The organism is Sphingobium sp. AntQ-1 (assembly GCF_028538045.1).
In the GTDB taxonomy this organism is placed as follows: Bacteria; Pseudomonadota; Alphaproteobacteria; order Sphingomonadales; family Sphingomonadaceae; genus Sphingobium; species Sphingobium cupriresistens.
In genome coordinates, this window is the sequence record NZ_CP117158.1 from 1,785,836 (window position 1) to 1,803,272 (window position 17,437).

Here is a 17,437-nt window from a genome sequence, read left to right on the forward strand (position 1 = left end):
GGATGGGCGGTTATCTCATTCTCCAGTGGTCGCCTGACAGGGAAGCCCCGCAGCATGTCGTGGCCAGGGTAAAAGACCAGATCGATCGCAAGAATCAGGACAAATTGATCCTACGGCCTGGGCTGCTGGTTGCAGGCTTCGACGACCGATTGGAGGAAATCGCGCCGGGCACCTACATCCTGGGCCATGTCTTCAGCGGCGGAGGCAGGGCAGGCGTCATGCCGGTCTCCGTCGCTCAAACGGTGGCGGGGTTTGACGCCTGGTGCCGCACGATGCTGTCACGCTGTTGGGGCAGCTATGTCGCCATTCGTCATGCACCCGAAGAGAACGACGCCTTGAGCGTGCTGACCGAACCCATGGGAATGCGCGACTGCGTCGCCTGGGAACATGAGGGCATACGGTTCCTCACCAGCGATCCAGATCAGTGGCTCAAGCTCTTCCCGCCTGAAACACTCGCCGTCGATCAGGACGCCGTGGCGCATCTCGTCGCTTATCCGGCAACGGCGGCGGAAGCCAAGCCTCTTACGGGGCTCACCGTCCTCGATCCGGGGACGCTGACGCATTTTTTTGGATCGGCGCAGAAAATGGAACGGCTCTGGGTGCCGCACGACTTTTGCCGCCGGGACGCGCGTCAAGCCCACCCCGATGCGCTTGCCCAAATGGTTGACGATTGCCTGGCAGCCTGGAATTCCCATGGCGGTCCGGCAGTGCTGGAGCTCTCCGGGGGGCTGGATTCGGCCATCGTGGCGGCGAGCGCGGTAAAGGCTGGTTTCCCCATCGAGCGTGCTTTCACCTTCTTCAGCGACACGCTGAGCGGCGACGAACGTCGCTTCAGCCGGGCGATTGCCGCGCGGCTCGATATCGATGCTCTGGAAATCCCGCTCGCCCTCCAGCCGTTGGAAGCAGACCCGCCCGCAAGCCACCGAACCGGCATAAGGCCGGGCATCGGTGCCGGCAGCTTTTTTCATGACCGTCGCTTGGCCCAGGAGGCAGGCACAATCGGCGCAGCCTTGCTACTGACGGGACGGGGTGGCGACGCACTGTTCTTCCAACATCCCACGGCGCAAGTGGCCGCAGAACCCTGGGCGCAAGGACAGTTTCGAAGCAGAGCCAGGCTGGAAGCACTGGCGCGCTGGACGCAAAGTCCGATCTGGCGGGTGATCGGACAGGCCTGCTTCCCGGGATGGGGCAAACGGCAGAGCGACTCCCGGCCATCCCGCTTCGCCACGTTCGACGGGCCGCTGCGCTCCATGCGCTGGCCAGGGCGTCTCGATGGACTCTCACCAGCCAAGCAGATGCAGGTAACGGCCATCGCGGGCGATCGCAGCGCCTTCGGGCCTAGCCATTGCAGCGCCGCGCTTCAGGTCATCCACCCACTGCTGTCGCAACCTCTGGTCGAATATGCGCTGGGCCAGTCTATCATGGTCCTGACCGACGGGCGGCGGGATCGGGCGCTTGCGCGCGCCGCCTTTGCCGATCGGCTGCCAGCTGCAATCATCGAGCGCCCGGGCAAGGGGGCGCTGTCTGGCTATTTCGGCCGCATCCTCGCTATGAGTGTGGAGACGCTGCGAATCGAACTGCTCGAGGGCGCTTTGGCAAAGGCAGGCGTTATCGACCCCGCGGCGCTGGAGCAGGTGCTCGATACCGATTATCTGATGCGCGAAGATTGTTATAGTGAGCTTCTCACCATGCTGGAGATCGAGCGCTGGATGCAGGCCTGGCAGGCCCGGCTAGGTCAAGGTCCGTCATGAGCGGCGGGGCCGGGCCGGAGATTGTCCCTAAGAAAGGCAAGCACCCGGTGATAGAGGTCGGCGAGATTGGCGGGGCTGGCGACGACATGGCCTTCGCCCCAATAGGTGACGAGTTGTGCATCCTTGCCTTGGCGGAACAGGGCGGAAAAAAGCTGCTCAGTCTGCCCCAACGGCGAGAAGTCGCGGTCGGCGGCGATCAGGAGCATGGGCGTACGAATACGATCCGCACGATATACCGGACTATTTGCCACATAACGCATCGGAGCGTCCCACGGCGCGCTACCCATGCGCCCCTGTCCGGCTTCCGCCCAGGCATAGGCCGAGGCAATCCAGACGCCACGTTCAGGTGCGATGCGCATGCTAGGCCCGAAGGTGCCGACCGTACCAGCCAGATCATAAAGGCCAGCCGAGGCAACGATGGCGCGATAGTCATTCTTCCCCTCCGATCCGGCCATCGCGGCGGCATAGCCACCATAGCTATGTCCCCAAAGCGCGACGCGAGCAGCGTCGCAGCAGCCCGAGCCGAGCGCTGCTCCAAGAGCTGGCGCGATCGCCTCCGCAAAGGAAAAGCCCGTGTCGGGAAGTTGGGACGGCATTGGCAGCGAGGGCAGCAGAACGGCGAAACCGGCGGCAGCCAGCAACTGGGCATTGGCATAGGGGCGCTCACCGCTCACCTGCTGGTCAGCGGGCGGGGCATGCGTGAAGATCTGGCCGGGATAGGGAATGACGACCAGCGGATGCGCTGGTCCGGTCCTATGTCCGGGCGGCAGGACCAGCCAACTCGTTACCGGCGTCCCGTCGGCGGCGCGATGATCGAGCGGGCGCTTCATCGCGGGCTCGACGTCCCGCATATGGCGGTTGAGCGTCATCAGGTCGTGCACGCCAGCGCGGTCGGCGAGCAGGAGACGTGTCTCGCCAGATGGGGCGCGCAAGCGAAGAAGCGAACCGGGCGCTCGCGATCCTAGCCAGATCGCTGCGACTTCCGCGACGTCGTCCCGGCCAAGACCGGGCAAGCGCACGAAGCCGAGACCATCCAGTCGGGCAGACACGCCGACTTTCCCCGTGACCATGGGCACAGAATTCCAGACAAGCGCGTCATTGCCTTGAGGTAATGGGCAATGGATTGGCGCTTCCCATTGCGGCGTGACCCCGCCCGCCGCGAGCGAAGAGCGGGCGGCGGCGGGCACGCCTTCATCCAGGCTCAGCGGGCAGGTGGCGCCGTACTTCCGCTCGGTGCTCGCGACACGGTGAATGGATTGCACGTCCACTTTGGCGATCAGGGCAGCAAGACCATTCGCCTCGTCGGAAAGAAAGGCGATCGCGCGACCCGCATCTCCCCAACGCGGGTCGCCGCGCAGATTGCATTCGGGGCAGGGTGACCAGCTGTGACCGGACCGGACGTCGACGAGAAGCAGGGTCCGAGCGAAGAAACCCTCGTCCTCCCGTACCGCAGACTTGGCCGAAGGCTGAAGCGGGCGCGCCTGTTCGATCAGGGCGACGGACCTGCCATCCGGTGCGACCAGCATCTGGTTGAAATGACCTCGTGCAAGCTGTCTTGCCGCTCCCGAGCGCGTGTCGAGCAGCAGGAGCTGTTGTTTCGGTCGCGCGGCGACCTCCAGATAGCGCCCGCTTCCCAAGCTTGTTACGGCAAGTCTCCCTGCCGCCGTTGCGTCCCATTTTGCACGCACGCGATCAGGTGCAATGTCCCGCTCCAGGGCCCAGGGTACCGTGCCATCCTCTGCCAGCAGCAGCAGCCGATCCTCGGACAGCCATGCCAGGACCTGGTGAAATCCGTCATAGCTTGGCGCATGAGGCAGCCAATCGATCGCGCCCGACGTCATGGTGGCGAGCCCGAGACGGAACCGCTGGCCTTCGAGCCGTGCCACGGCGAGTTGCGTGCCGCGCGGCGAAAAGCCCAGGATGATGGTGCCGGGCGGCATGGTGTCGGGCAGCAACGGGCGCGGCACGCCTGGTTGCTTGAGGTCTACGACAAAAAGTCGGGCGCGAAGAAGATGGGACAGTCCGATGCGATCGGGACGTCCAGTCTCGACGATGGCGTCGAGCCTTTCGAAGGCGAGCCACCGGCCGGTCGGATCAACCTTGACCTGCCCAACCTCTTCGTGCCGAAGGAGGTCGTCGAGCCCATAGGGCCTGGCGGCAAGCGGAGGCCCGAGAACGCAGAGCATCGCCAACAGGGCGAGGCAGCCAGACATAATACGCATGCCTCAGATTACCAGCGCTTGCTGATTTCGAGCGCCAGGAAGCGGCCGGTCGCATCCGCATTCGCGCCATCATAGCCTGCGCCGGTCGTCGCGTCATAGAAGGGTGGCGCACGGTCCAGAAGATTCTGGGCGACGAGCGACACAGAGAGACCACCGAGCGCGCCGCTTTCCCCGGTTGGGGCGTAAGCGACGCGCAAGTCTACCGTCGTCCAGGCCTTGATGCGGCGTCCGGCCTCGTCGCGATAGCGATTGACATGATTGACGCCGACAAGGGCATCGAAGGGCCCGTGGCTCCAGCCCGCGGTTATTCGGCCACGCAGATCGACGGGGCGGCCAGCCACGTTGCGACGGTCAAAGCTTGGCGCCGTGGGGGTCAATGTCTCACGCCAGCGCGCTAGATAGGTGGCGCTGAGGCCAAGGGTAAAGCGATCACCGCCACGGGTGAAAGAATAGGCCAGATCAAGATCGCCACCTGCCACATCGACCCGACCCGTGTTGACATAGCGCGTGTCGACGATCGCGGCGATCGCGTCCACCGGCGTGCTGCCAACTCCGCCCGCCTGTGCGAGCAGCGTTTCGACCAGCGCACGGTCGCTCGCGTTGCTGGCGGGAGTCACGAACTGGACGAAGGGCGCGAGGCTAGTATCCACAAGTGCCCGTGAAAAATTGCGCAGCGCGGGCAAGTCGATTCGTCGGCTGAAGATCGTTTGGAAAGCCGTGAGGCTCGCCCTGAATCCTGCAAGGGAACGCGGTTCAAGGTCGAGCCCCACGGTCCAGCTTCGCGCCTTTTCAGGCGCGAGGTCGGCATTGCCGCCGCTGCGCTGGAGGACGATGAGTTGATTGCCGTTGGCGTCGGGCAACACGGATTGACTGACGGCTGCGGGTGCGCCCAGTTCCCGCAGATTTGGCGCGCGGAACGATGTCCCCCAGCTGCCCCGTAACGTGATCCCGTCTGACGGCACCCAGCGCAGGCCGATCTTGGGATTGGTGGTGGATCCCACATCATCATAATATTCGGTGCGCAGTGCAGCGGACAGCTCCAGCCGATCCAGGCCCGGGCGGGCATTGTTTGGCCCGAAAAGCGGGAGATTGAGCTCGGCAAATCCTGCCCAGATCGTGCGCGCATAGTCAGCAGGCGTTCCTGCCTCTGGCTGGGGCGAAAAGACGAAATTCATCGACCGGGTGGCGAATTCCTCGCGGCGGACATTGCCGCCGATCGCAAGCCGTGCCGTGCCACCGGGCAGTGAAGCTAGCGGACCATCAGCAAGCAGGTCGCCGGTATAGATGCGTGAGCGAGAACGGATGTCAGTAAAGCCGCTAATTGCGTCTAGGATGGCGCGGCCGTTGGCCATCCCATTGCCATAGGGGTTGAAATAGCCCTCGACTGAAGGCGAATAGCCGGTCTGCGGATCGTCCGGGATGGCGCCCAACGCCTCGGCAAGGATATATTCGTTGGCGATGCGATCGGTCCGGCTTACATCGCGCTGGTCTGCAAAGGCGCCATAGGTGGCAAGCTTCCAGCCCGCGCCCAGCTCAATGTCCAGCGCCGCAGTGAGACTGAGGCTGCGTGCAGACCCGGCCGTCCGGGTGGCACCGAGCTCCCGAGTAAAGGCATAGCCGATGAGGTCGGAGGATTGGCTAGTCGGCGAGACGAACCAGGGATTGGCGTCGGTGATGCTCAGGATGGTGGCATAACCGAACGTCCGGCTGTCGAAGCGACGATGGGCAAAGCGGCCTTCCAGCGACAGGTCGATGCCGTCCCCAAGCGATTGCTGTGCGCGCGCATAGACGCTGTGTCGTCTCTGGTCGGGCGAGAGGTCCGAGCCTTCGCGGAAATTCTCGAGGTTGACGGCACCTGCAAGAAAATCGCCTGGAGCGAGGGCAGCCCCCTCCTGTGCCATCGGAATGGCAAAGGCAGGCACTAAAGCCCCGTCCGGACTGAAGCCGAAGATGTTGCCGGGAAGACTATAGGGGTAGCGATGGTCGCTCCCGCCCAAGGGGCGGGAGTCGGCGGAGCGGGCAAAGCGGCGGTCGGCGCTGCGCAGTCCCACGCGGCGCTGATACTCATAGGAGATCAGCGCGGAGCCGCCCGTCCATTGCGTGCCAGCGGTCTGCGAAAGCTGGAGATCGCGAGCATGACCGCTCGTCACACGGCCGAGCCGGGCATCGCTTTCATAGCCATCGAAATCTGTCTTGAGGATGATGTTGACCACCCCGGCAACGGCATCGGAGCCATAAAGCGCCGAAGCGCCATCGGTGACCAGCTCGACCCGGTCGAGCGCGCTCATCGGAATGCTCGAAATATCTGCGAAGTCACCGAGCAGGCCCGCCCCTGCGACGCGTCGCCCGTTCACGAGGACGAGCGTCGCATCCGGCCCGAGGCCCCGCAGGTTCACGCCCGAAGCAAGGCTGGCATTGTTGCCCGACCGATCGGCGAAGGACAGCGCGGCCTGTTCGCTACCTTGCCCAGCGAAATTGCCCGGCAGCGCCTGGAGGGCCTGCGCGATCGTGCCATAGCCGTTGCGTTTCATCTCCGCGCGACTGACGGTACGGGTCGGCGAAGCGGATGGAGGCGCGCCGCGGATGAGCGAACCGGTGACGACGATCTCGCTTCCCGCAGGAGAAGCCATAGCGTCTGTCTGCGTGGCGTTCGCCCGCGTTGAAGGGCCAGCGACGAGCATGACGATGCCAGGCTCTACCTCTTGGGCGGTAATGCCAGTGCCGGCAAGGAGCCGCTCGAGGGCAGTGCGCGCCGAAAAGCGGCCGCGCAAGGGCGCAGCCTTGCGGCCGACCGCGAGGGAGGGCGGATAGATGAGCTGAACGCCCGACTGCGCTGCATAGCGTACCAGGGTTTCGGAAAGCGGTCCGGCAGCGATATCGAAGTCCCTGTCCACCTGTGCGGAGACGGGTGTCGCAGCCATGGCTGCCACGGCCACCGCGATGATATATGGCGCCCGGCCGAAATATATTCCGCTGTTTCCCATACCCTTAGTCTTTCCCCCTTTGCGCTCCGGCACAAGCCGACGCGGAAGCGTCCCATCGGCGCCCCTTCAATCAAGGGACGCGCGGGGGTGGGGGTCACCCTGGCACGGACTGAAAAAAACTCAGCCTTTGGGGTGGGCCATCTCGCGCAACGTCATTCCGCCGTCCTCACGCTGCTCGACGGAAAGCCCCAGCATTGCAGAGGCCGCCTTGGCGAAGGCAGCCGTGTCGCCGGTCTTGAACGATCCGCTGATGACATCGTCGGCACGCGCTGGCGTTGCGAGTCTTAGCTTGCGGGCGCTGTAACGGTTGATCTCGTCTACTGCCTGGCCCAGCGGCGTCGCGTCGAAGACCAACCGCCCCTGTGTCCAGGCCAGGGCTTTGTCCGCTTCGACATTGCGGACTGCTTGTAGGGTACGGGCATTCGAGCGCCATTGCTGTCCCGCGCGCAGTTGCACGAGTGGACGGCCGGGCATGCTAATCTCGACCCCACCCTCGAACAGGGAGACGCGAGTTTCACCCTCGTCAAGACGGACATCGAAGCGCGTGCCGATCGCGCGAACTTTGACATTGCCTGCTGTGACGATGAAGGGACGACCAGGATCGTGGGCGACCGTAAAGAGCGCTTCTCCACGATTGAGCCGCACCTGGCGAACATCGCTCTCCAGTCTCGCGTCGAGTTGCGAGTCGGTATTGACCTCGACTTGCGAGCCATCGTCCAAGGCGAGGCTGCGACGCTCTCCGATGGCTGTGGCAACCTGAGTTTCCGGAGATGGTTCGAACATGCGCCAGTTCGCCAACAGGAGCGCGAGGACGAGCGCACCCGCCGCTAGCATGAGCGCAGGAATCCAGGGCCAGCGCCGATGAGGCTTGGACTTTATGCCGCGCGCCATGGCCTCTTGCGTCAGGCGCAACATGGCCGGGCGTGCGCCGATCCGGCCCGCGTCGCCCCAAAGCTGCTCCGCCTCGGCGAAGGCCTGGGCATTGGCAGGGTCGCGGCGCCATTCGAAAAAGGCCTCGAGCGAACCTTTGGAGACGGGAAGGCTCTTGAGGCGTGCGTACCATTGCGCAGCCTGCGCCCGACGCTCGGTCGCGAGGGCGTCTTCGTCGTTCGTCATGCTAGCCCCGGAGCCTTGTCATACATTGCTCCATCGCCTTGCCCATGCGCCATTCGACGGTCTTCACTGAAATCCCCAGATGCGTGGCAATATCATGGTTGGTCATCCGCCGAAACCGGCTGAGCACGAAAACATCGCGCAGGGGCTGGGGCAGGTCGGTGATGATCTGCTCGAGCAGGCGGTCTGCCTCCTGCTCGTGAAGGGCTTGGGATGGGACTGCTGTGATATCATTAGCCGCGAGGAGATGCGCCTTCTCGCGGCGAAGCTTTTCGCGCCGGTGCCCGTCGCGAAAAAGATTGAGCGCGATGCGTGAGAGAAAGGCGCGGGGATGGGCGACCTCGGCAGGCGGCGCGCGCAGCACACGCAGCCAAGTCTCCTGGACGATGTCCTCGATCTCTGCGGCTGACAGACGAAGGTTGCGGCGGAGCAGGCGATGCAGCCACTGCCCATCGCGCTCGACCCAGGTCTCGACCGGCGAGGATGTGCGCTGCGCGCGAGGCCCGGAGCGCATGTCGGGCGCTGGCATGGGACGTCTCCCTTTCCACAAAAAGGGGTCGGCCCTGACGCCGGCGGAATCGATCCACGCGCGATCGTACCCGCGCGCAAATATGGCGCACGAGCTGCAAGACACCATGGTAGAACCTGCGGCGTCCTTCATCTGCATAGGGGATTCCACGCCCCTGCCCCGGTCTGTCCGAAGGGCGGCGCAAGGCTCGATCATTTGCAGGCCGGGATCAAGCCCCAATCGGAATGCGCGATAATGGGGAGGGGTGGGTGTTGGAACCTCTATGCAAGAAGCCCGCTTTTTGGCCGGACGCATGGGGACCATGCTGCCACGCCCCTCCCCGGCACGAAGCCCGGCTTATTCACGGCACCGCCGATGACGATAGCCCGGAGTCTGCATAGCGCAATGGCTCAGTGCAACGAGCCCAGTCGCTCGATGCAAATCGTTTCGGTCAGCGCCTGCAATTCGCGGATGCGCGCCGTCAGCCAGTCGAGTTCCTCATCAGTGATCTTGTAGAAGTCGGAATAGCGGGCCTTGATATAGGCGGCGCGCAGCAGTTCGTAGCAGCGCTTGCCCTGCTTGGTGTCGCGCTGCCAGATGCCGATCAGCCGGGCATCGAGCTGCTCGCAGCGTTGCGAGAGGAAGTTGAGGTTGTGCGACTTGGGCCGGTACAGCTTCAGCACCAGCAGGATGGAATAATAGGCCCGCTCAGCTGCTTGGTGCAGATTGAACGCCGCTTCATTGCGCCATTTCGCTTGCTCTTTCAGAGGCGCAGCCGCTGAAGCTTCGGCTTTAGCATAGGCAGCAAGTTTAAGGGCTCTATCGATTCCTGGAAAGTCATCGTCGAAATAGAATAATGCTTCCTTCCGTGCCTCCTCCTCGGAGAGCGGGACCGGCTCCGCCAATGGGAAACCCGGCTCCTCGAACAGCGCGATGCCCTCCTTCACGATGTCGATGAAGAAGTAGCGGCCGCGCTCTAGCTGGTGGTTGATGTCCTCGAGGCTGTGGATGATGAGGTTCAAAGGCTGGGGCCAGAAGCGCCGGGTCAGCATCTCGACCATTCGGTCCTCGGCCTGCGTCCAATAGTCCGCGGCATCGGTAAGATCGTCATGATCGACGATCACGAGGATGTCATAGTCGGAAAAATAGCGCCCGACCGGATCGATCACCTGCCGTCCGCGCGCATAGGATCCGAACAGGATGATTTTGAGTATCCGTCCGTCGCGGATGTGCGGCGCGTTGCTGGTGGCGGTGCGCTTGGCAAATTCCTCGCGCAATATCTCGACCGCCTGCGCAAGGTCGCGCCTTGCCCTGGCGGGAAGATGCGCAAGGTCGGTCTTGAGAGCGGCTGTCATGGGGGAATCATCGCCGCTGAACCCGAGAAGCGCAAGGCCAACATGGCGCGCAAAGCGGCGATGGCACCGTAAAGGCCCATTGTGACATCAGCGCGCGCCTGACGCTCGAAGCGAAATTCAGGGACAATTTGTCCAGTCCTGCAGTGCCATTCCGGCCAGCGCGGGTGGAGGATGTTCGCATGACCCCTACAAAGCTCCTTATCGGGCAGATGCTCGTCGTGCTGGCGATCGTCACGCTTGGGATCTGGACGGCGACTCAATGGGCGGCAGCGCAACTGGCCTATCAGCCGGAGCTAGGGCCGCCATGGTTTACCGCCTTTGATCATCCAGTATATCATCCATGGGCCATCTTCCCCTGGTGGTTCTCGTTCGATGCCTATGCACCGGTCATCTTCGACAAGGCAGGCGCGATTGCGGCGGCTGGCGGGTTTCTGGGTTGCGGCGCGGCGGTATTCGGTTCGCTGTGGCGAGCGCGCCAGTCGAACAGCCTTACAACCTATGGCTCGGCGCGTTGGGCCACCCGCAAGGACGTGAAGGCTGCTAAACTGCTCGACGAACGAGGGGTTACGCTTGGTCGGTTCGGCCACGAAGACCTGCGGCATGATGGCCCCGAGCATGTCATGGCGTTCGCCCCGACCCGCTCGGGCAAAGGGGTCGGTCTTGTTGTGCCCACCCTCCTGTCCTGGACCGGCTCTTGCCTCGTCCATGACATCAAGGGCGAGAACTGGCAGCTGACCGCCGGCTGGCGGGCGCGCTTCTCGCACTGCCTGCTGTTCAATCCGACCGATGCGGGTTCGGCGCGCTACAATCCCCTCCTCGAAGTACGGCGGGGTGCTGAGGAAGTCCGCGACGTCCAGAACATCGCCGATATCCTCGTCGATCCCGAAGGTGCGCTTGAACGTCGCAATCATTGGGAGAAGACCAGCCATTCCCTGCTCGTCGGCGCGATCCTCCACATTCTCTACGCAGAGGAAGAAAAGACGCTCGCCCGCGTGGCCACCTTTCTGTCCGATCCACAGCGCTCGTTTGCCGCGACGCTGCGGCGGATGATGGCGACCAACCATCTTGGAACCGAGGAAAGCCCGCAAGTCCATCCAGTCGTCGCTTCGGCGGCGCGCGAACTGCTCAACAAGAGTGAGAATGAGCGCTCGGGCGTGCTGTCGACGGCCATGTCATTCCTTGGCCTTTATCGCGATCCGACCGTTGCAGCCGTCACCGGGGCATCCGACTGGCGCATCGCGGATCTCGTCGAGGCAGCCCACCCGGTGTCGCTGTATCTCGTCGTCCCACCCTCGGACATCAGCCGCACCAAGCCCCTCATTCGCCTGATCCTCAACCAGGTTGGCCGTCGGCTGACCGAGCAACTCCAGGGCGTTGGCAAGAATGGCGAGGCAGCGAAGGGCCGCCACCGTTTGCTGATGATGCTCGACGAGTTTCCCGCGCTCGGGCGGCTCGATTTCTTCGAGACAAGCCTCGCCTTCCTTGCCGGGTACGGGGTGCGCGCTTTCCTGATCGCCCAGAGCCTGAACCAGATCGAAAAAGCCTATGGCGAGCATAATTCCATCCTCGACAACTGCCATGTTCGCATCGCCTTCGCGACCAATGACGATCGCACCGCCAAGCGGATTTCAGACACGCTAGGTACCGCCACTGAACAGCGCGCGATGCGCAACTATGCCGGCCACCGGCTCGCCCCCTGGCTCGCCCATGTCATGGTTAGCCGGCAGGAGACCGCGCGTGCGCTGCTGACGCCCGGCGAAGTGATGCAGCTCGCGCCGACCGACGGGTTGGTGCTGATCTCGGGGCATCCCCCGATCCGCGCGAAGAAGCTGCGTTATTATGAGGATCGCCGGTTCACCGCGCGTGTCCTGCCTGCGCCGTCGCTCGACACCGCGGGCTATCGTGACCTTCCTGTCGCTCGCCCGGACGACTGGGCCGGACAGATCCGCAGAGCGGATATGCGCCTCGTGCGTGACACCGACGGTGACGAAGGCGTCGACGCCGGTGGTCTCGAACAGGCTCGCCATCCGGCGCATGAGATCGAGTCGGCGGTCGTCGTCGAGCCGGAGATCGCTGACCCGCTCGGCCTTGGGGAAGATGATGGCGACCAAGCCGCCGAGCGCCGCGCGATGGATCGGGCCCAGGCGCTCGGCACTGCGCGTACCGTCTACGGCCTTGATGCGGCGTCCGGTCGTCCCGACGACCTCCAGCTGGGGTTCTGACCATGGAGAAGGCCAAAGACAAAATACGCCACCAGCTATTCCTGACCAAGCCGCTTTCGGATCGGCTGGAAGCGCTCGCCGCCAAGCCTGGCGCCAGCAAGTCCGCGATCCTGGTCGATGCGGTCACCGCATGGCTCAATCGCCGCGGCGCCTCCGAACTGGAGGATCGGTTCGCGATCCGGCTCGACCGGCTGACCCAGGCGATCGGCCGGGTCGATCGCGACGCCTACGTCATTCTCGAGTCGCTGGCGTTGTTCATCCGCTTCGAGCTCGCGATCCAGACGCCGCTCGCCGAGAACGACCATGCGGGCCGTGCGCTCGGCGCGAAGCGGTTCGAAGCCTTCGTCACCCAGGTTGGTCGGCAGGTTTCGACCGGGCGTCGCACGCTTGGTACGTCGGACGACGCCGCATGAGCGCCGGTCCTTCCGCCGAGCGTCGCCGGCGCATGCTGATCACCGCGCTAGGTGCTGACATCGCCTCGGCCATGCGCGACCCGTTGGTGGTCGAGATCATGGTCAATCCCGATGGCGCGCTGCGGCTCGATCGACTTGGCGAGGGCCGCACCGATACCGATGTACGGATCGAACCCGAACAGGTCGAGCGGATCATCCGGCTAGTGGCGAGCCATGCCCGCGCCGAAGTCCATGCCGAGCATCCGATCATCTCGGCCGAGTTACCGCCGCATATCGAAGGCCGCGCAGGCGAGCGGTTCGAAGGCGTCCTGCCGCCCGTGTCGTCGGCGCCGTGCTTCTCGATCCGCAAGCCGGCGCAGAAGCTCCACACGCTCGATGACTATGTCGCTGACGGGCTGATGTCGGAGGCGCAGGCGGACGCGCTGCGCGCTGCGGTAACCCAGCGCTACAATATCCTCGTCGCCGGCGGCACCAGCTCTGGCAAGACCACACTCGCCAACGCGCTCCTTGCCGAGATGGCCTGGGTCGACGCCCGCGTGATCCTGATCGAGGACACACGCGAGCTGCAATGTCCGCTGCCCGACACGGTGGCGCTGCGCACGCGGCCGCCACATGTATCGATGACCGAGCTGGTCCGCTCTACGATGCGCTTGCGCCCCGATCGGATCGTGGTTGGCGAGGTGCGGGGTCCCGAAGCGCTCGACATGCTGAAGGCGTGGAATACCGGCCATCCGGGCGGGATAGCGACGGTCCATGCCAACAGTGCGCTCGCCGCGCTCTACCGGATCGAGCAGCTCGTGCAGGAAGCAGTGGTCACCGTGCCACGCCAGCTGATCGCCGAAGCCATCGACATCGTCGTATTCATCTCCGGGCGCGGCATCGATCGCCGCGTCTCGACCATCGCACGCGTCGCCGGACTCGACCCCGACACCGGCACCTACGCGCTCACCGCCTTTCCCACCGCCAGACACAAGGAGATCTGATCCATGACCCGTGCCCAACTGACTCGCCTTCCCAGCAATCACTCGCTGCTGATCGGCGCGGCCCTCGGCATAGCAATGGTGCTTACCACCCAGGTCCAGGCTGCCGGCTCCGGCATGCCGTGGGAAGAGCCTCTGCAACAGGTGCTGGAATCGGTGCAGGGGCCCGTCGCGAAGATCGTCGCGGTGATCATCATCATCGTCACCGGCCTGACCCTCGCGTTCGGCGAGAGTGCGGGCGGGTTCCGGCGCCTGATCCAGATCGTATTCGGCCTGTCGATCGCGTTCGCGGCCTCGTCCTTTTTCCTGTCCTTCTTCAGCTTCGGCGGCGGGGCGCTGATCTCGTGAGCGCCCAAACTGCCTCTGCCGACCAGCATATCGAGGGCTTCGAGGTGCCGATCCACGCCTCGCTCGGTTCGCCGTTGCTGCTCGGCGGCGCGCCGCGCGGCCTCGCGATCATCAACGGCACGCTGGCGGCCGCAGTCGGCCTCGGCCTCCAGCAATGGCTGGCCGGGGTGCTGCTCTGGGCGGTCGGACACAGCGTCGCGGTGATGGCCGCCCGCCATGATCCGAGCTTCGCGCCCGTCCTGCTTCGCCACATCCGCCAGAAGGGATATTTCGCATGCTGAGCCTGCGCGAATATCGCGATCGCACGGAGCGGCTCGCCGACCATCTCCCTTGGGCGGCGCTGGTCGCTCCGGGCGTCGTGCTCAATAAGGACGGCAGCTTCCTGCGGGTGCTGGCGTTCCGCGGCTCGGACCTCGAGTCCGCCACCGAGGCGGAGCTGGTCTCGGCCTGCGCGCGGGCGAACAATGCCCTCAAGCGGTTCGGCAACGGTTGGGCGCTATTCTTCGACGCCGAACGGCGCGACGCATTGGCCTATCCCGACAGCGACTTCCCCGATGCGGCGAGCTGGCTGGTCGACGGCGAGCGGCAGGCAGCGTTCGAGGCGGAGGGCACGCATTTCGAAAGTCGCTACCACCTGACGCTGACCTGGCTACCGCCGGCCGATGCAACCGATCGCGCTGGACGCTCGCTGGTCGAGCGGCCCGAGGGTGACAAGGAGCGGGACTGGCGCGGCGCGTTGGAGAACTTCGTCGCCGAAACCGACCGGGTGCTCGACCTGCTCGGCGGCTTCATGCCCGAGGTGCGGCCGCTGGATGATGGCGAGACGCTCACATTTCTCCATGGCACCATCTCGGATCGCCGCCATGCCGTCGCCGCGCCGGAAACCCCGATGTATCTCGACGCTGTGCTCGCCGACACACCGCTGGTCGGCGGGCTGGAGCCGCGGCTCGGTGACCTCCATGTCCGCACACTGACCATCCTCGGCTTCCCGAGCCTTAGCCGGCCGGGCATCCTTGATGCGCTCAATCACCAGCATTTCGGCTATCGCTGGGTTACGCGCTTCATTGCGCTCGATAAGATGTTGGCGACCAAGACGCTGACGTCATTGCGCCGCCAGTGGTTCAACAAGCGCAAGTCGGTCACCGCACTATTGCGCGAAGTGCTCTACAACCAGCCGGCGCAGCTGCTCGACAGCGACGCCGACAACAAGGTCGTCGATGCCGACCTTGCCCTGCAGGCGCTCGGTGGCGACCATGTTGCGTTCGGCTATCTGACCACAACGATCACGGTCACCGATCCCAATCGCACCGCAGTGGAGGACAAGGTCCGCGCGGTCGAGCGGATCGTCAACGGCTTGGGCTTCACCTGCGTTCGCGAAGGCGTGAACGCGGTCGAGGCCTGGCTTTCATCCTTGCCCGGCCATGTCTACGCCAATGTCCGGCAGCCGCTGGTCCATACGCTGAACCTTGCACATCTGATGCCGCTCTCGTCGGTATGGGCCGGGCCGGTTCGTAACGCGCATCTCGACGGACCGCCGTTGCTGATCGCGAAGACCGCTGGCTCGACGCCGTTCCGGCTGTCCACCCATGTCGGCGATGTCGGCCACATGATGGTGGTCGGGCCGACCGGTGCGGGCAAGTCGGTACTACTCAGCCTCATCGCTCTCCAGTTTCGCCGCTACCCTGACGCTCAGGTCTACATCTTTGATAAGGGCAATTCCGCCCGCGCCGCGGTGCTGGCTATGGGCGGCGCGCATCATGCGCTCGGCTCCGCCGAAGCGGACGGCGAAACGCTCGCGTTCCAGCCGCTTGTCGGCATTGACGATGCCAATGAGCGCAGCTGGGCCGCCGAATGGATCGCGGCGCTGCTCGCCGCCGAGAATGTGCTGGTCACGCCCGAGGTGAAGGACGCGGTCTGGACCGCGCTCGGTAGCCTCGCCTCGGCGCCACGCGAGGAGCGGACGATGACCGGCCTCGCGCTGCTGCTCCAGTCGAACGCGCTGCGCATCGCGCTCCAGCCCTACACGCTGGAAGGGCCGCACGGCCGCCTGCTCGACGCGGCCGAACAGCATCTGGAGCTGGCCGACGTCCAGTGTTTCGAAACCGAGGCGCTGATGGGCATGGGCACGGCGGTCGCGCCGGTGCTGACCTACCTGTTCCATCGCCTGGAGGAGCGGTTCACGGGAAAGCCGACCTTGCTGATCCTCGACGAGGCCTGGATATTCCTCGACCATCCGCTGTTCGCTGCGCGAATCCGCGAATGGCTCAAGGTGCTGCGCAAGAAGAACGTCGCGGTGCTGTTCGCGACCCAGAGCCTCGCTGACATCGCCGGGTCGGCGATCGCGCCGGCCATCATCGAGAGCTGCCCCCAGCGCATCCTGCTGCCCAACGACCGCGCGATCGAGCCGCAGGGCCACGACATCTATGCGCGGTTCGGGCTCAACTACGCCCAAATCGAGCTGATCGCCCGAGCCATGCCCAAGCGGCATTATTACCTCCAGTCTGCGCGCGGCAACCGGCTGTTCGAACTCGGCCTCGGCCCTGTCGCACTGGCGCTGTGTGGATCGTCCGACCCGGTCGCGCAGGCGCGCATCGACGCTGTCCTCGCCGAGCACGGCCGCGCCGGTTTCGCCGCCGGATTTCTGCGCGATGCCGGGCTCGACTGGGCGGCCGACCTCGCTGTCGACTTCCCCGCTCCGGACCTGTCGACCTCCCAAGCCCCCCAAGAAGGAGAAGAGTAATGCGTATCCCCACTCGAAAGCACGTCATCGCGTTGGCCCTCGGCCTCGGGACCGTTGGTGCGCTCGGCATGGGCCTGGTGATGTCGGCCACACCGGCGCATGCCCAATTCGGCGGCGTGGTGTTCGATCCCAGCAATTACGCGCAGAACATCCTGACCGCCGCGCGCACGCTGCAGACCGTCAACCAGCAAATCCAGCAGCTCCAGAATGAAGCGCAGATGCTGGTCAACATGGGGAAGAACCTGACCCGCATCGACTTTCCGCAGCTCGATGCCCTCAAGCAGAAGCTCGCCGAGATCGACCGGCTGATGGGCCGGGCACAGGCGATCGACTTCCGGGTCGACCAGCTCGACGACAAGTTCCAGTCGCTCTACCGCCAGGACTTCTCGTCGGCGCTGCGCACCGATGCTCGTGTACGCGATGCCCGCTCCCGGCTCGACGCCAGCATGGGCGCCTTTCGCCAGACGATGACCGTGCAGGCGCAGGTCGTGGAGAATATCCACTCCGACACCGAGACGCTCGCCGACATCGTCGCGCGCAGCCAGGGCGCCGAAGGATCGCTTCAAGCCCAGCAGGCCACCAACCAACTGCTGGCGCTCACCGCCAAGCAGCAGTTTCAGCTCCAGCACATGATGGCTGCGCAGTTTCGCAGCGAGGCGATCGAACAGGCGCGCCGCGCTACCCAGGCCGCCGAGGCGCGCGCGGCGACCAAGAAGTTCCTTGGATCCGGATCGGCCTACACGCCCCAATAGCCCCCCGAGGGCCGACAGGCCCGATCCGGACCTGCGATCGGCGGCGCGC

At 64.7% G+C, this 17,437-nt stretch carries 14 protein-coding genes; 9 read left to right on the forward strand and 5 right to left on the reverse strand.

The genetic code is table 11. The features are described from left to right. Positions 1-2 precede the first annotated feature (2 nt). Complete coding sequence (locus sphantq_RS08915; protein ID WP_272800105.1) at positions 3-1,751, forward strand: asparagine synthase-related protein; 1,749 nt, start codon at positions 3-5, stop codon at positions 1,749-1,751. Here the strand turns inward: sphantq_RS08915 and sphantq_RS08920 are convergent. The 5 genes from sphantq_RS08920 to sphantq_RS08940 form a co-directional block, all read right to left on the reverse strand. Then, the gene (locus sphantq_RS08920) at positions 1,736-3,973 is read right to left on the reverse strand and encodes an alpha/beta hydrolase family protein (RefSeq protein ID WP_272800106.1); all 2,238 of its coding nucleotides are present in this window, start codon (positions 3,971-3,973) and stop codon (positions 1,736-1,738) included. The two genes, sphantq_RS08915 and sphantq_RS08920, sit on opposite strands and share 16 nt — an antisense overlap. Before the next feature lie 8 nt (positions 3,974-3,981). Then, a complete protein-coding gene (locus tag sphantq_RS08925; protein ID WP_272800107.1) occupies positions 3,982-6,894 on the reverse strand; it encodes a TonB-dependent receptor in 2,913 nt (970 codons plus the stop codon). Between the two features lie 183 nt (positions 6,895-7,077). Beyond that, on the reverse strand, positions 7,078-8,073 hold the full coding sequence (locus sphantq_RS08930; protein WP_272800108.1) for a FecR family protein: 996 nt from the start codon (positions 8,071-8,073) through the stop codon (positions 7,078-7,080). Position 8,074: 1 nt separating this feature from the next. After that, positions 8,075-8,737 (reverse strand): RNA polymerase sigma factor, encoded by a 663-nt coding sequence (locus tag sphantq_RS08935; protein WP_272800109.1) that lies wholly within the window; start codon positions 8,735-8,737, stop codon positions 8,075-8,077. Positions 8,738-8,988: 251 nt separating this feature from the next. Continuing rightward, entirely contained in the window at positions 8,989-9,702 is a 714-nt protein-coding gene (locus tag sphantq_RS08940) for a HEPN domain-containing protein (protein WP_272800110.1), read from the reverse strand. On the opposite strand from sphantq_RS08940, the gene sphantq_RS08945 reads away from it, so the two are divergent. The 8 genes from sphantq_RS08945 to trbJ all read left to right on the forward strand — a co-directional run bounded on the left by sphantq_RS08945 (position 9,688) and on the right by trbJ (position 17,388). Then, positions 9,688-10,005, forward strand: coding sequence for a hypothetical protein (locus sphantq_RS08945; protein ID WP_272800111.1), 318 nt, complete (start codon positions 9,688-9,690; stop codon positions 10,003-10,005). The genes sphantq_RS08940 and sphantq_RS08945 overlap by 15 nt on opposite strands. A gap of 107 nt (positions 10,006-10,112) precedes the next feature. After that, a complete protein-coding gene (locus tag sphantq_RS08950) occupies positions 10,113-12,155 on the forward strand; it encodes a conjugal transfer protein TraG (protein WP_272800211.1) in 2,043 nt (680 codons plus the stop codon). Positions 12,156-12,157: 2 nt separating this feature from the next. Beyond that, positions 12,158-12,568 carry a CopG family transcriptional regulator gene (locus sphantq_RS08955; RefSeq protein WP_272800112.1) on the forward strand — a complete coding sequence of 137 codons (411 nt, stop codon included), beginning with the start codon at positions 12,158-12,160 and terminating at the stop codon, positions 12,566-12,568. Continuing rightward, positions 12,565-13,551 carry a P-type conjugative transfer ATPase TrbB gene (gene trbB / locus sphantq_RS08960; protein WP_272800113.1) on the forward strand — a complete coding sequence of 329 codons (987 nt, stop codon included), beginning with the start codon at positions 12,565-12,567 and terminating at the stop codon, positions 13,549-13,551. Before sphantq_RS08955 ends, trbB begins: the two co-directional genes overlap by 4 nt. 75 nt (positions 13,552-13,626) lie before the next feature. Continuing rightward, positions 13,627-13,896, forward strand: coding sequence for a TrbC/VirB2 family protein (locus sphantq_RS08965; RefSeq protein ID WP_336314450.1), 270 nt, complete (start codon positions 13,627-13,629; stop codon positions 13,894-13,896). Further along, the gene (locus sphantq_RS08970; protein WP_272800115.1) at positions 13,893-14,177 is read left to right on the forward strand and encodes a VirB3 family type IV secretion system protein; all 285 of its coding nucleotides are present in this window, start codon (positions 13,893-13,895) and stop codon (positions 14,175-14,177) included. Before sphantq_RS08965 ends, sphantq_RS08970 begins: the two co-directional genes overlap by 4 nt. Further along, complete coding sequence (gene trbE, locus sphantq_RS08975; RefSeq protein WP_272800116.1) at positions 14,171-16,636, forward strand: conjugal transfer protein TrbE; 2,466 nt, start codon at positions 14,171-14,173, stop codon at positions 16,634-16,636. The genes sphantq_RS08970 and trbE overlap by 7 nt, the downstream gene beginning before the upstream one ends. Next, the gene (gene trbJ, locus sphantq_RS08980; RefSeq protein ID WP_272800117.1) at positions 16,636-17,388 is read left to right on the forward strand and encodes a P-type conjugative transfer protein TrbJ; all 753 of its coding nucleotides are present in this window, start codon (positions 16,636-16,638) and stop codon (positions 17,386-17,388) included. The genes trbE and trbJ overlap by 1 nt, the downstream gene beginning before the upstream one ends. Positions 17,389-17,437: the final 49 nt, after the last annotated feature.

What these genes read in the sequence shown, in the direction of transcription:
- sphantq_RS08955 (WP_272800112.1), top strand. Translation starts at nt 12,158, where the DNA reads ATGGAGAAGGCCAAAGACAAAATACGCCACCAGCTATTCCTGACCAAG.
- trbE (WP_272800116.1), top strand. Translation starts at nt 14,171, where the DNA reads ATGCTGAGCCTGCGCGAATATCGCGATCGCACGGAGCGGCTCGCCGAC.
- sphantq_RS08935 (WP_272800109.1), bottom strand. Translation starts at nt 8,737, where the DNA reads ATGCAGATGAAGGACGCCGCAGGTTCTACCATGGTGTCTTGCAGCTCG.
- sphantq_RS08925 (WP_272800107.1), bottom strand. Translation starts at nt 6,894, where the DNA reads ATGGCTGCGACACCCGTCTCCGCACAGGTGGACAGGGACTTCGATATC.
- sphantq_RS08945 (WP_272800111.1), top strand. Translation starts at nt 9,688, where the DNA reads ATGATCGACGATCACGAGGATGTCATAGTCGGAAAAATAGCGCCCGAC.
- sphantq_RS08920 (WP_272800106.1), bottom strand. Translation starts at nt 3,973, where the DNA reads ATGCGTATTATGTCTGGCTGCCTCGCCCTGTTGGCGATGCTCTGCGTT.
- sphantq_RS08965 (WP_336314450.1), top strand. Translation starts at nt 13,627, where the DNA reads ATGGTGCTTACCACCCAGGTCCAGGCTGCCGGCTCCGGCATGCCGTGG.
- sphantq_RS08915 (WP_272800105.1), top strand. Translation starts at nt 3, where the DNA reads ATGGGCGGTTATCTCATTCTCCAGTGGTCGCCTGACAGGGAAGCCCCG.
- sphantq_RS08930 (WP_272800108.1), bottom strand. Translation starts at nt 8,073, where the DNA reads ATGACGAACGACGAAGACGCCCTCGCGACCGAGCGTCGGGCGCAGGCT.
- trbB (WP_272800113.1), top strand. Translation starts at nt 12,565, where the DNA reads ATGAGCGCCGGTCCTTCCGCCGAGCGTCGCCGGCGCATGCTGATCACC.
- sphantq_RS08950 (WP_272800211.1), top strand. Translation starts at nt 10,113, where the DNA reads ATGACCCCTACAAAGCTCCTTATCGGGCAGATGCTCGTCGTGCTGGCG.
- trbJ (WP_272800117.1), top strand. Translation starts at nt 16,636, where the DNA reads ATGCGTATCCCCACTCGAAAGCACGTCATCGCGTTGGCCCTCGGCCTC.